Below are 13,364 nucleotides of genomic sequence, written 5' to 3' on the forward strand. Positions count from 1 at the left end.
GCGTGAAGCACACTGAGATTTCTGCATGCTACCGTTATAGCTAGCCTAGCTAGTGAAATCTCGGGGGAAACCGCATGTCCACAAAGCACCCAGCGACGGACGAAAGAGTCGGGTCACACGGTGCCGAGCGTGCGCGTTCTCGCGTGCCGCGCTGGCTCCGGATCGTGCTTCCCGCACTTCTGATCATCGTGTGGCTCGCCGCTGCTTCCGTCGGCGGACCGTACTTCGGCAAGGTCGACGAGGTGTCGTCGAACGACCAGACGGCGTACCTTCCCGAATCCGCTGACGCAACACAGGTGCACGAGCTTCTCGGAGAGTTCAGCGACTCAGACGCGATTCCCGCGATCGTCGTGTTTGCAAGCGACGACGAGCTGACTGATGAGCAGATCGACGCGATCTCCGACAGCATCGAGGATCTCGATGGCACCGCGGGCATCGCCTCAGACATCTCGCCGGCGATTCCCTCCGATGACGATCGCGCCGTCCAGGCATTCGTGCCGATCAACTCAGACGCAGAGGTGGGAGATGTTGTGACGGAAATCGGAGATGCCCTGCGCGCGTCGGCGCCCGACAACGTCTCTGTGCATGTCACGGGGCCAGCCGGATTCTCGGCCGATCTCGTGGAGAGCTTCGCGGGAATCGACGGGCTGCTGCTCGGCGTCGCCCTGCTTGCCGTCTTCATCATTCTGATCCTCGTATACCGCTCGTTCCTTCTGCCGATCGCCGTGCTGTCGACGAGCCTCTTCGCGCTCTGCGTTGCCCTGCTCACCGTCTGGTGGCTCGCGAAGGCGGACGTTCTTCTGCTGAGCGGTCAGACGCAGGGAATTCTCTTCATCCTCGTGATCGGAGCGGCGACGGACTATTCGCTTCTCTACGTCTCGCGCTATCGCGAAGAACTGCGGGTGAGCTCTGACAAATGGGAGGCCACGCTGCGCGCTTTGCGCGGAGCGGTCGAGCCCATTGCAGCATCCGGCGGCACCGTGATCGCGGGGCTGCTCTGCCTGCTTTTGAGCGATCTGAAGTCGAATAGCACGCTGGGCCCCGTCACCGCCATCGGCATTGTGTTTGCCATGCTTGCCGCTCTGACCCTTTTGCCCGCGCTGCTCTTTGCCTTCGGCCGTGCCGCGTTCTGGCCGCGCCGGCCGCGCTACGAGCCCGAGGTCGTGGACGCCGAAAACGGTATGCCCGCACGGGGCCCCTGGGTGCGCGTTGCGCGGCAGGTCACGCGCCACCCTCGACTGATCTGGACAGTGACGAGCGTCGTGCTGCTCGTCGGTGCATTTGGCGTGATGCAGCTGAATGCGTCGGGCGTTCCGCAATCGGACCTCGTGCTGGGTCAATCGGAGGCCCGTGACGGCCAGGCGGTGCTCGGCGAGCACTTTCCCGGCGGATCAGGAAGCCCCGCGCAGATCGTCGTCGACGAGTCGGCTCTGGACGAGGCATCCGACATCCTTCTCGACCACACGGGCATCGACAGTGTTGCCGTGGTGACGGCGGATTCGCCAAGCGGAACGGCCCCCGTCACCGAGGACGGAATCAGCGCGCTCGGACCTCCGGGGACGCCTGTACCCGAACCGACGGTCGTCGACGGTGACGTGATGCTGCAGGCTACCCTTTCGGACGCCGCGGACTCGGATGCTGCCGCCGAGACGGTGAGCGATCTGCGAACCCAACTGGCGGATGCTGTTCCCGGAGCGCTTGTCGGGGGAGTGACAGCGACGGCAATCGACACGAACGATGCGTCGATTCACGACCGCAACCTGATCATTCCCGTCATTCTCGTCGTGATCATGCTGATCCTCATGTTGCTGCTCCGCTCGATCCTTGCGCCGCTGCTGCTCATTGCCACCACCGTTCTGTCGTTCGGGACGGCGCTTGGCATCGCAGCGCTGATGTTCAACCATGTTTTCCAGTTCTCGGGTGCCGACCCCGCTGTTCCCCTTTACGGGTTCGTGTTCCTCGTGGCGTTGGGAATCGACTACAACATCTTCCTCATGACACGTGTGCGCGAAGAGACGATCAAACACGGCACGCGTGACGGCATCGTGCGCGGACTCGCGATCACCGGCGGCGTCATCACGTCTGCCGGCGTGGTTCTCGCCGCGACATTCGCCGCGCTTTCCGTGATCCCCGTGCTCTTCCTCGTGCAGATCGCGTTCATCGTCGCCTTCGGGGTGCTGCTTGATACGTTCATCGTGCGGTCACTGCTTGTTCCCGCACTGACGTACGACATCGGGCGAGCCATCTGGTGGCCGTCGAAGCTTTCGCGACGCGCAGCCGAGAACGGGTTGCTGACACAGCGGTCGCACAAGCACGCGCGGTGAAGCTCATGCTCTGCTCCGTGGCATCGGCGAGGATTCGCGGTGTCACGCGTCGTTGACTTGAGTCTCGAGCCCTGGGCCCTGAGCCCTGGGCCCTGGGCCCTGAGCCGCGGGTCCTGAGCCGCGGGCCCTGGGCTCTGAGTAGTGAGCCGGATGCCCGAGTGACCTGTCTGGCGCGGCGATTCCAAGTCGACCTGGCCGTTGCGCGGCGCCGGGGTCTTAGCCCGTGAGCCCTGAGTTCCACATCGTGCGCGAGCGTTCGATGTTCACCGGGTCGAGGCAGTGTCCTCGACGAGACTGTTGCGCAGTGCCTTCAGGGTCTCATCGTCGAGCCCATGAGCGGCAAAGTATTCGCGAGAGCCGCCATACTCGGCATCGACGTGCGCGAGCGTCGCGTGCATCGCGTCGGCATCGGTACCGCACACCACCATCTCGATCTCCTCGGTCACCTCAATACCCATCTGGCGCACAAGAGCCAGCATCTTCTCACTCCACACACCGGCGAGATTCTCGGCCGAGACGACATAGTCACTGACAATCTCCGAACGATGCACACCGACGGCATCCAGCATGAGTGCCACGGCGACACCCGTACGGTCTTTGCCCGCCGTACAGTGCACGAGCACGCCTCCTGCCGCTCGCAGAGCCACCCACTCGGCGATCCGCGCGAAGCTCTCGCCGGCTTCGGCGACGAGGTCCGTGTACAACTCGGTGAGGGTTGGAACGTGGGTGACGGTGTCGTGAACCGCGCCCTCAAGAAGAGGAAGCGAGATATAGTCGGCCAGTGTCGACTCGTCGAGCATCGGCTGAGTCTGCTCGACTTCGACACGGCTGCGCAGGTCGAAGATCGTCGTGATTCCCGTCTCGCCGAACTGCGTGCGCCCCGCCGGACTCATCGCCATGAGAGCATCCGATCGGAAAAGACGGCCATACCGGATGCTGCCGCCCGCAGCCGTCAGCCCGCCAACGTCCCGAAAATTGCTGAGCCCCTCGGGCGCCGGCACTGCTGACTCTGTCATGAGAACTCCCTTGCGATCACGGCACCTGCCAGGGTAGCGGGTCGCTTCCCCGTGGCGGCATCCGGGTGCTGCATGCGCCTACCGAATGCCTGCGTGGGAGTCAGCACCTATTCGGTGACGAATTACGGGGTGGTCGGCGCGATGAGCTCGCTTCTCTCGTCACGGGTCTGGGCTGTGGGCGCGGCACCGTCAATTCTCCGCGCGATCGCTTGCCGGGACCGTTGCGGTTGGAGCGCCCGCGAGCTCGAGCTGACGCCGCGGCTGCTTCAGCAGTACCAGCGCCACGATGACGATGCCCATCGCGATCCAGCCGGGAGCGCCGAGAATGGTTGAGAATGCCGCGTCGAAGTTCGCCGGAAGCCAGAGGAAGGTCAGCGATGTGACGGAGTTGAGCGCACCGTGGCCGACCGCGGCGGGCCAGATGTTGCCCGTCCAGTAGCGGGCCCACTGCAGCAGCACTCCCACGCAGAGTGTGAACCCGCACATCCAGAGCAGCCCGGTCAGATCCGTGCGGTTGAAGTTGTAGCCGAGCAGGATGATCGGCGCGTGCCACAGCCCCCAGATGACGCCGATGATGCCGGCGGACTTCCAGAAGCCGAGGGGTGCGAGGGCCGACGTGAGGAAGCCGCGCCAACCGAGTTCTTCGCCGAATGCGGACACGGAGCTCATCAGCACCGTGAGGGGCAGCCAGGCGAACGAGGCAGCCATGTACGAGGCGACGGTCATGTCACCGCCGAGCGCGCCTTGCAGGCTTGACGACGACCAATCGGGCGTCGTCCACCCGAGCAGGACGGCGATGAAGAAGGCTCCGAACGCCAGGATGAGAAAGATGATCGGCCACCCGAGAAACAGCACGATGTTGCGCCAGACCGGGCGGAACGGAACGAAACCGAGGTATCGCGCTTTCTTGGCGGGGCGCACCATCGTGAAGGTCACGATGAGCGCGGCGACAGACGGCGTGAGCATCATCGCGCCGATCAGCGGCATCGCCATCGGACTCGACAGCCCATTGCCGAGCCAGAGCGGTAGCATGACGAGCCACGCAAGTCCGCACGCGAGCACCGTGTACACGACGACGGCGGCCCAGGGCACTCGTGCGGCGTGCCCTGCAGAAGATGCCTGTTGAGTCTGCGTTGACGTATCCATACCACCGACGGTACGAAGAACGGATGCTGCAGACATCCGCACGCAGACGGAACTTTGCTCTCCGCCTCACGGGGGAGAAACGCCGACGGCGCCGCCTATCTGCCGGGTGGAGGAGCTTCGAGCTCCAGGCTGCGGCGCGGTTGCCGAAGAAGCGCAAGAATAGCGATTGCGACCCCCATCAGCATCCACCCGGGTAAACCAAGAAGCGTCGATGTCACGACCGATGCCTCGCCCGACGGCCAGAGAAGTGTGTGTGGGATCACGGCGTTCACGGCACCGTGACCGATCGTCGTCGTCCAGATGTTTCCGGTGGCATAGCGTGCCCACTGCAGAATGACCGTGAGGCCGATCGCGAAGACCATCATGAACAGCGCGCCTGCAGCATCCACGCGGTCAAAGTAGTACCCGAGCATGATGAGCGGCGAATACCAGACGCCGGCAATCACACCCGTGAGAAGCGCTGACTGCCAGAAGCCGAGCGGAGCAAGCGCGGAGGCGAGGAAGCCGCGCCAGCCGAGTTCTTGACCGAATGCGGTGAGCGACGAGACGAGCGTTGAGAATGGGAGCCCGGAGAGCAGAACCAACGCGTAGGTGCTTACCGTGATTTGGTCGCCGTACAGGTGGTACATATCGCTCGAGAACCACTCGGTTGTCGTCATGCCGAATTGCACGGCTAAGAAGAAGGCGAGGACGCCGATGACGGCCCAGAACACCGGCCAGATGACGATCAGGACGACACTGCGCCACGCCGGTGTGAACGGAAGGAAGCCGAGGAATCGCGAGGGTCGTGACGGTTTCACCATCGTGAACGTGACGATGAGCGCGGAGACGGCCGGGGTGAACATCATCGCCGCGGTGAGGACGATCGCGAATGGTGACGAGAAGCCGTCGCCCAACCAGAGGGGGAGGAGCGCGAGCCAGGCCAACGCCCACGACAGAAGCGTGAAGATGCCGACAGCTTTCCACGGAACCTGCGTCAGACGCGCTGCAGTGTCCATGTGCGCGACACTAGGGGATCTGCGGGCGGCTCGCCACCGACAGGCCCGATTGCACGTGAATCTGTGAGGGGTGCGCGCTGGCGTCGAGCCCGGATTCCGACGTCATTCGGCTCCAGCGTACGCACCCTGCGTGCGTGCTCCCTCGGCGGGGCCACGTGGTTAGCGCAGACCCTTCTTCGACGAGATCACGCCGGTGTCGAAGCCGAAGAGGTACAGTCCGCGGTGGAAGCGTGCGTGCTCCACCTTGATGCAGCGGTCCATGACGACGGTGAGGCCCTTCGCCTCGGCATCGTAGGCGGCTTCTTCGTTCCAGATGCCCAGCTGCACCCAGATCGTGTCGATTCCCGCTGCCTTCACCTCGTCGACGACCTGAGGAATGTCGCTCGGCTTGCGAAACACGACGGCGATGTCTGGCGTCTCCGGCAGTGAAGCGAGATCGGGATAGGCCTTTTCGCCGAGGATCTCGTCAGCGTTGGGGTTGACGAAGTACAGCGTATAGTCGCTCGACTGCTGCAGGTACGTTCCCACAAAGTAACTCGCGCGCGCCGGGTTCGCCGACGCTCCGACGATCGCGACGGATTTCGCTGCCTTGAGGATGGCCAGGCGCTGCTTGGCGTCGGGGCCCACCCAGGTGCGCTGCGACTTCAGCAGTTTGGCGAGGGGCGAGTCGGCGGGCATCTCGCAGCTCAGCCTGTTCTGCAGGGTGACGATGTCTGTGGCGTCCGGATCGGCCGCTGCGGAGTGCGTCTCGACGTCGCCCTGCGTGGCGTGTGCTTGTTCTGTGTTGTCCTTGGGCGCGCCGACGTCTGCCACGCTGTTCTGCTCTGCCATGATCATGCCTCCACTGCCTGGCTGAGAGCCTGGTCGAGATCGTAGATGATGTCTGCAGCATCCTCGATGCCGACGCTGAGCCTCACGAGACCCGGCTGCACACCAGCATCCTCGAGCTGCTGTTCGGTCAGTTGCGCGTGAGTCGTCGATCCCGGGTGAATGATGAGCGTCTTCGTGTCGCCGATGTTGGCGACGTGGCTTGCAAGGTTGACCGACTCGATGAGGGCCTGGCCCGCCGCACGCCCGCCCTTGATGACGAAGCTGAACACCGAGCTGGGGCCGAGCGGCAGGTACTTCTGGGCACGCTCAAAGTGTGGGTGGCTCTCGAGCCCAGCCCAGTACACGGATTCGATGCGGTCGTCGGCCTCGAGCCAGGCCGCCACCTCGCGGGCATTCTCCACGTGCGCGCTCATGCGGAACGGCAACGTCTCGATGCCCTGCGCCAGCTGCTGCGCGCTCGTTGCCGACAGCGCCGGTCCGATGTCGCGCAACTGCTCGGCGCGCAGACGCGTGAGGAACGCGTATTCGCCAAAGTTTCCCGCCCACTGCAGACCGCCGTATGTGTGCACGGGCTCGTGGAACAACGGAAACTTCTCGCGCGAATATGTGAACCGGCCCGACTCCACGACGAGTCCGCCCATGGTGGTGCCGTGGCCGCCGAGAAACTTCGTCGCCGAGTGCGTCACGATATCGGCGCCCCACTCGATCGGCCGGTTGAGGTACGGAGTCGCGATCGTGGAATCGATGATGAGTGGCACGTCGTGGGCGTGCGCGACGTCGGCGAGACCAGAAATATCGGCAATCTCGCCCGACGGGTTCGCGATGGTCTCGGCGAAGATGGCCTTTGTCTTGTCGGTAATTGCCGCGGCGTAGTCGGCTGGGTCTGTTGAGTGCACGAATGTGGTGTCGACGCCGAACCGGCGCAGCGTGACGTCAAGCTGCGTGATCGAGCCGCCGTAGAGGCTCGACGAGGCGACGATGTGGTCGCCCGCGCCGACGATGCTGGCGAACGTGATGTATTGGGCCGAGAGACCGGATGCTGTCGCGACGGCGCCGAGCCCGCCCTCGAGGCTCGCCACGCGCTCTTCGAGACTCGCGACTGTGGGGTTCGCCAGGCGTGCGTAGATATTGCCGTACTTCTGCAGGGCGAAGCGAGCCGAGGCATCCGCTGAATCGTCGAAGACGAAGGCTGTCGACTGGTAGACGGGGAGCGCTCGGGCGCCGGTCTCGGGGTCGGGGATGTTGCCCGCGTGGATTGCCCGCGTGCGGAAGCCATACTCGCGATCTGCCATGCTTTGAGGCTAGCGGGGCGGATGCCGCGGAGGCGAAGCAGCGCGTAACACTGTTACCGGCTAAGGGCCTCCGTATGGAAGTGTTTTGATCTACGCAATTTGCGCAAAATACGAGTATGCTTTGATCGACATTCAGTGAGACTCAGGCAGTTTCATCGACGCAAACGGCGAGGTATGTGAGGAGCCCTAGAATTGGCGAAGCGCAAAGCAACCCTGAATGATGTTGCTCATGAGGCCGGCGTCTCCGCGTCCACTGTGTCTCGATACTTGAAGGGCGAGCTGAACCTGCGCCCCGACACCGAGCGCAAGATCATTGACGCAATCAGCTCTGAGGGATACGTCCGACCATCCAGTCGAAGCAACTCAGCGCAGAGCGAGTCGTCTGTTGGAACAATTGGCGTTGTGGTGCCCGAGGTTGGGAATGACTACTTCAGTCGCATCGCAGACCAGGTGGTCGCGGCCGCAGAAGCAAATGGGTATTCGGTTCTGATAACAAGTACCTCAAACAATTCGCGTCGTCAGCTTGACTACGTGCGGTTGCTGACAAGCCTGGGCGTCGATGGGCTGGTCTACCTCGGAAACTATGCATCGAACGCGGCTCTAGCGGCCGAAGTAGCGGCAGATTTTCCAGTGGTGGTCGTTGATGAGCAACTAGCGGGAATTCCATCCGTCGATACAGTTCTCGTTGATGATTACGCGGGCGCGTACCAAGCAATCACGTATCTCAGCTCCCTCGGGCACGAGCAAATAGCCTTCGTCGGGGGGCCCGCATGGCTCCATTCGGTTCAGGAGAGAAAACGTGGATGGCGAGATGCGTTGACGCGCTCAGGGGCAGATGCTGATGATCAGCTCATTCTCAACGGCACGTTTAGCGAAGAGTTTGGGGCTGCGTCGCTCTCCCACATCCTGGCGACAGCGAGGAACCCGACAGCCGTATTTGCAGCGAGCGACACGATTGCGCTTGGGTTGATGGCGGCTGCGAGGAGACTTGGAATGTCTATTCCGAAGGATCTGTCGATCGTCGGCTTCGACGACGTACCGGCCGCAAACCTCGTAACGCCGAGACTCACGACCATCCATACACCGGTCGGGCAGATGGCCTCGACTGCCGTCACCATGCTTACGGAACGCCTTGACGGGTCTCGCAGTGCTGCCGCGTCCCGAGTGACCAGCGTCTCGCTCGTTGTTGGGGAGTCTGCGGCGGCACCTCGCCAGCGATCCAGCTGAGTCAAGGCAGCCAAACGTTCGTTAGAGATAACGTTGCGAAAGTATTGCGCAATTAGCGCAAACTTAGTAGCGTGTGATTCACACACGACGCAAAGCAGCGTTGTGGGCGTCTAACGAAGGAGCACAGTGACTGACTTGTCGGTGGCAGATTTTGGCGTAGAGCTTGCGTCGGTCGACAGGCCGAACATCACGTTGCCGAGGGACCTGCCCGAAATTCCAATTGACGTTTACGATTCTCGCCTAGCGGCCGCGATGCAGCGCGCCCAAGATCTCGGAATCGATGCGCTCGTCGTATATGGAGATCGGGAGCATTTCGCCAACACGTCCTACCTGACTGGATTCGACCCACGGTATGAAGAGTCCATTCTTATCTTGGTTCCGGGGCGCAGACCACGATTGCTGGTCGGGAACGAGTCCGTAAATTATGCGAACTCTACTGTTTACCCCACCGAGGTCATCCGCTATTCGAAACTTTCGCTTGTGGGGCAGCCGGATCCGGAAGACCTGGCACTCGCCGACCTCCTAGCGGATGCGGGCCTCGGTTCTCCGTCAATTAAAACTGTCGGAATGGTCGGCTGGAAGTACTTTGAAGGAAACGGGGCAGAGGACTACATCGATTCCCCTCATTACCTCACTCGAGAAGTGGGAGCACTTGTCGAACGCGTGGTCAATGCTTCAGGAATCTTCATTGACCCCGACCGTGGGCTAAGGTTCGACAACGAAGTGGAGCAGATCGCGTACTTCGAGTTCGCCGCAAGTCACGGGTCGCAGGCAATGATCCGGATGCTTGAGGGAATTCGCCCTGGAATGACCGAACTCGAGGCTTCTGGCCTCATGAATCCGATCTTGATGCCCTTCAACTATCACCCGACAATGCTCTCGGGTTATAGCCGAGCTCCTCTGGGCGTCGCGTCGCCGTCAAGTCGTGAGCTTGCGCTCGGCGACCCTGTATCGGCAGGAATTGGATACTGGGGCTCGAACACTGCACGCAGTGGTTTTCTCGCAGCGTCAGAACAAGACTTACCAGCAAATGCCAAAGACTACGTCGAGAAGTTGATAGCGCCGTATTTCGCCACCGCTGCGGCGTGGTACGAGACCGTGCGCATCGGTCTCACTGCCGGTGAACTCTACGAAGTGACAGCATCCCGAATCGGTGATCCTTGGTTTGGCGTATTCCTCAACCCCGGGCACTTCATCCACCTTGACGAGTGGCCGGCCTCGCCCGTGAGGAAGGGGAGCCGAACTGTGCTGCGATCGGGGAATGCGATGCAGCTTGACATCATCCCGGCGACGGGAACGGAATACCACACGGCGCAGATTGAAGATGGCATTGTGCTCGCGGACGAAAACCTCCGCTCGCGTATTCGGGAAGTGTATCCGCAGATGTGGGACAGGGTGCAGGCACGTCGGGCGATGCTGGCTGACATCTTTGGCATTCATATCCACGAAGATGTGCTCCCGCTCTCAAACACAGCCGGCTACCTTCCTCCTTACTGGATGCGCCCCGACTTGGCGATGCGCAAGGTGCGCGCCTGACATCGGACACGCAGCGTAGACAAGGAGGTCTTTAACAGTGAGAATCGCGGTCTGTGGCATCTCGGTCGAATGCAGCACATTTAGCAGCCATGTGACTGAACTCGACGATTTCATCATTAGGCGGGGTGACGAAGCACTCGCCGGGATCGCCACAGACGAGTGGGCGCCGGGAGCTGAGATCTTCGGCATCGTCGTTGCGACTGCGGGCGCAGGAGGTCCGATTAGACAGGACGCCTTTGACAGTCTCGAAGCCGAGATGCTGTCGGGTCTGCGCTCCGCAGGGCACATCGATGGCGTGTGGATGCAGTTCCACGGCGGCATGTCTGTTATCGGTCGCACCGGCGCCGAAGAGCGGCTGGTGCGCAAGGTCCGTGAGATCACTGGCCCGGATACCGTTATCTCGGGATCGTTCGATACGCACGGGAACATGTCTCGCGAGCTCGCTGGTCTCATTGACCTAGCTGCGTTCCACAGGCATGCCCCTCATGTCGACTCGGAGGTCACCCGGGAACGTGCGGTGAAAAATCTCGTGCGCGTTGTCGAACATGGGATGAAGCCCTACAAGGCGTGGGTGGAGGTGCCGATCCTTCTCGCTGGGGAAGCTGCGATGACATCCGTAGAACCTGGGGAATCAGTATTCGGCGCGCAGCTCGAGGTCATACAGCGTTATGGCCTTGTCGACGCCGCGATATGCATAGGCTTCCTCTGGGCGGATGAAGCGAGGAATTCCGCGGCTGTCTTTACGACGTCGTGGGTTGCTCAGGACGCGGCCGCCGCGGCCTCTGAACTTGCGACAGAGTTCTGGCGACGCCGCGCCGAATTTCATATCGACGACAGCAATTCCGGTACATGGGAGGAGGCGCTTGCGCACGTTCGAGCGCGACGAACGAAACCGCTCTACATCTCCGACTCGGGTGACAATGTGACCGCTGGAGCGAGCGGAGACATTACTTACGCACTCTCGCGGACACTGAGCAATCGTGAGCTTGTCGCCTCCGGGGCCCAGATTCTATTTGCAGGTCTTTGGGATCCCGATGCTGTCGCAGCAGCAGTCGCGGCGGGTGAAGGCGGCACAATATTTCGAGCTATCGGTGCCTGGAATGACGCGCGGCATGGTGAACCGGTGCTGGGGCCCTGGCGTGTCGTGCGTATTATTCCCGGGCCCTCTGGCGACGCCGAAGAAGCACTGCTGCGTGGCAAAGGCGTCGACCTTACCGTGCGTACCAGTCGGATGCCATTTGCACATCCAGATGACCCTGCCTTTCCCCCGGACATGTTCGTCGGCCCGGAACCGATCGAGACTGCCGCCTACGACGCCGTCGTCGTGAAAAATGGGTATCTATTTCCGACCCAGCAAGCGAACGCTGGGGATCATTTCATGGCACTCACACCTGGTGGCACTGATCTGGTCATCGGCCGCCTCAACTATTCGCATCGGCGTCGCCCACTCTATCCATGGGAGAGCGACGCAGATGCCCCAAACTCTGTCGAGATCATCCACCCGCTCCACGGCGAGATGGTCGAGGCCGAGATGTCCTTCGCGCCGCCGTCGCCGTGACGGCGCCCCCTCACTAACGGAACGAAATCTGAAGAGAATCGGAGTTGATCTCAATGAGGACGGAATCCACAACACACAATCGCATGCTCAAAGTTGGAGCGGTTGTGGCATCCATAGCGATGCTGATGGCCGCATGCGCCTCGGAAGAACAGGCGAGAGGTAAGCAGAGCGGTGGTGATGCTGAATACTACAAAGCGGCTGTTGCAGAAGCTGAAGCAATTGCAGAAGGAAAGGACCTCAACACATCCTTGGAGATGGTTGGCCTCAACAGCGGAGGCGATGGGCAGGCACTTCAGGAGCTGTATAAAGCCTTCACTGAGGGCACCGGAGTGAAGGTCAAGTACACCGGAGCTCCCGATGTCAACAACATAGTCCAGTCCCGACTGCAGGCAGGCAACCCGCCCGACGTCGCCGACCTATCGCTCGGGATAGGGCTCAGCTACGCGAAGAAGGGAGACACGATCGATCTCACCAGTGCCTTCGGCGACGAACTGAGGGAAAACTTCAGTGAAGAAGCGCTCGACAATACCTCGGTAGACGGAAAAGTATTCGGCGTTTACCAAGGGTTTAACAACTTCATGCTCTGGTACAACCCCGAGACATACACGGGGCCAGAAGATCCCGCATCATGGGAGCAGATCAAGGAGTGGACGTCTGAGCAAGCTGACGAGGGCAACTCGGTCTGGTGCGCGGCACAGAATGCCGGTGCACAAAGTGGTTTTCCCGGCGCGCAGTTCCTCGAGAACATCTTCCTAAAGAAGTATGGCCCCGAACTGTATCGGGAGTGGGGCGAGGGCAAATTGCCGTGGACTAGCCCCGAAGTGAAGGATGCATTCGAGGAGTTCGGCGAGTTGATCGGCAACGACAGCAACGTAGACGGTGGGGTCTCAGGAATTCTCTCAACGCAGATCGCCACCGGTTACAACGGGCTCACGTCCGACCCAGCGACCTGCCAGGCGATACTTTGGGGTGCGTGGGTGCCAGGATATCTGGGTGATTCAGTCCGGCCCGGCGAGAACCTCGACTTTTACCGAGTGCCCGCGACGAATGAGGAATTCTCTGACTACGAGCTGTTCCAATCCTCGGCAAGCGTCGGATTCACAGACAACGACACCACAAAGGCATTCTTGCAGTTCATTTCGTCTACCCCCGCACAAACGTACCTTGCGTCACTTGGACGTTGGCCAGTGGCAAACGAGAATGTGCCGAGCGACGCCTATCCGACGACGATTCTGAAGAAGATCTCGAAGGAGTACTTCGGTTCGGGTGAGACCAAGCCGGCGATCGGCCCCAACGCTTTGGCAGATCCCGAAACACAGAATGCCTATTGGAAGGGCGTCGTCACCTACCTGCAGAACCCCTCTCAACTAGACGGCGTTCTCAAGACGATCCAAGCTGCGTCCGAAGAGTAATCGGGCAAAGACACGGATTTGGAC

The 13,364-nt window shown here is 61.4% G+C and carries 10 protein-coding genes; 5 read left to right on the forward strand and 5 right to left on the reverse strand.

All coding sequences use genetic code 11. From position 1 onward, the window contains the following. Positions 1-74: 74 nt before the first annotated feature. Positions 75-2,324, forward strand: coding sequence for an MMPL family transporter (locus OK352_RS06320; protein WP_265140600.1), 2,250 nt, complete (start codon positions 75-77; stop codon positions 2,322-2,324). 263 nt (positions 2,325-2,587) lie between these two features. Here OK352_RS06320 and OK352_RS06325 read toward each other — a convergent pair whose 3' ends face one another. From OK352_RS06325 to OK352_RS06345, 5 genes are all read right to left on the reverse strand, one after another. Then, positions 2,588-3,340, reverse strand: a complete 753-nt coding sequence (locus tag OK352_RS06325) for a tyrosine-protein phosphatase (protein WP_265140601.1) — start codon at positions 3,338-3,340, stop codon at positions 2,588-2,590. Between the two features lie 189 nt (positions 3,341-3,529). Further along, complete coding sequence (locus tag OK352_RS06330) at positions 3,530-4,486, reverse strand: CPBP family intramembrane glutamic endopeptidase (RefSeq protein ID WP_265140602.1); 957 nt, start codon at positions 4,484-4,486, stop codon at positions 3,530-3,532. A 95-nt stretch (positions 4,487-4,581) separates the two neighbouring features. Beyond that, complete coding sequence (locus OK352_RS06335; RefSeq protein WP_265140603.1) at positions 4,582-5,484, reverse strand: CPBP family intramembrane glutamic endopeptidase; 903 nt, start codon at positions 5,482-5,484, stop codon at positions 4,582-4,584. 159 nt (positions 5,485-5,643) lie between these two features. Beyond that, the gene (locus OK352_RS06340) at positions 5,644-6,162 is read right to left on the reverse strand and encodes a CoA-binding protein (protein ID WP_265140838.1); all 519 of its coding nucleotides are present in this window, start codon (positions 6,160-6,162) and stop codon (positions 5,644-5,646) included. Between the two features lie 155 nt (positions 6,163-6,317). Next, positions 6,318-7,607 carry an O-acetylhomoserine aminocarboxypropyltransferase/cysteine synthase family protein gene (locus OK352_RS06345; protein ID WP_265140604.1) on the reverse strand — a complete coding sequence of 430 codons (1,290 nt, stop codon included), beginning with the start codon at positions 7,605-7,607 and terminating at the stop codon, positions 6,318-6,320. A 192-nt stretch (positions 7,608-7,799) separates the two neighbouring features. On the opposite strand from OK352_RS06345, the gene OK352_RS06350 reads away from it, so the two are divergent. The 4 genes from OK352_RS06350 to OK352_RS06365 all read left to right on the forward strand — a co-directional run bounded on the left by OK352_RS06350 (position 7,800) and on the right by OK352_RS06365 (position 13,340). Beyond that, a complete protein-coding gene (locus OK352_RS06350) occupies positions 7,800-8,834 on the forward strand; it encodes a LacI family DNA-binding transcriptional regulator (protein WP_265140605.1) in 1,035 nt (344 codons plus the stop codon). A gap of 126 nt (positions 8,835-8,960) precedes the next feature. Then, positions 8,961-10,370, forward strand: a complete 1,410-nt coding sequence (locus OK352_RS06355) for an aminopeptidase P family N-terminal domain-containing protein (protein WP_265140606.1) — start codon at positions 8,961-8,963, stop codon at positions 10,368-10,370. A 37-nt stretch (positions 10,371-10,407) separates the two neighbouring features. Beyond that, positions 10,408-11,928 carry a M81 family metallopeptidase gene (locus tag OK352_RS06360; protein ID WP_265140607.1) on the forward strand — a complete coding sequence of 507 codons (1,521 nt, stop codon included), beginning with the start codon at positions 10,408-10,410 and terminating at the stop codon, positions 11,926-11,928. A gap of 83 nt (positions 11,929-12,011) precedes the next feature. Then, positions 12,012-13,340, forward strand: coding sequence for an ABC transporter substrate-binding protein (locus tag OK352_RS06365; protein ID WP_265140608.1), 1,329 nt, complete (start codon positions 12,012-12,014; stop codon positions 13,338-13,340). Positions 13,341-13,364: the final 24 nt, after the last annotated feature.

Source organism: Microbacterium sp. MPKO10, from assembly GCF_026107415.2.
Classification (GTDB): Bacteria; Actinomycetota; Actinomycetes; order Actinomycetales; family Microbacteriaceae; genus Paramicrobacterium.

What these genes read in the sequence shown, in the direction of transcription:
- OK352_RS06320 (WP_265140600.1), top strand. Translation starts at nt 75, where the DNA reads ATGTCCACAAAGCACCCAGCGACGGACGAAAGAGTCGGGTCACACGGT.
- OK352_RS06325 (WP_265140601.1), bottom strand. Translation starts at nt 3,340, where the DNA reads ATGACAGAGTCAGCAGTGCCGGCGCCCGAGGGGCTCAGCAATTTTCGG.
- OK352_RS06330 (WP_265140602.1), bottom strand. Translation starts at nt 4,486, where the DNA reads ATGGATACGTCAACGCAGACTCAACAGGCATCTTCTGCAGGGCACGCC.
- OK352_RS06335 (WP_265140603.1), bottom strand. Translation starts at nt 5,484, where the DNA reads ATGGACACTGCAGCGCGTCTGACGCAGGTTCCGTGGAAAGCTGTCGGC.
- OK352_RS06340 (WP_265140838.1), bottom strand. Translation starts at nt 6,162, where the DNA reads ATGCCCGCCGACTCGCCCCTCGCCAAACTGCTGAAGTCGCAGCGCACC.
- OK352_RS06345 (WP_265140604.1), bottom strand. Translation starts at nt 7,607, where the DNA reads ATGGCAGATCGCGAGTATGGCTTCCGCACGCGGGCAATCCACGCGGGC.
- OK352_RS06365 (WP_265140608.1), top strand. Translation starts at nt 12,012, where the DNA reads ATGCTCAAAGTTGGAGCGGTTGTGGCATCCATAGCGATGCTGATGGCC.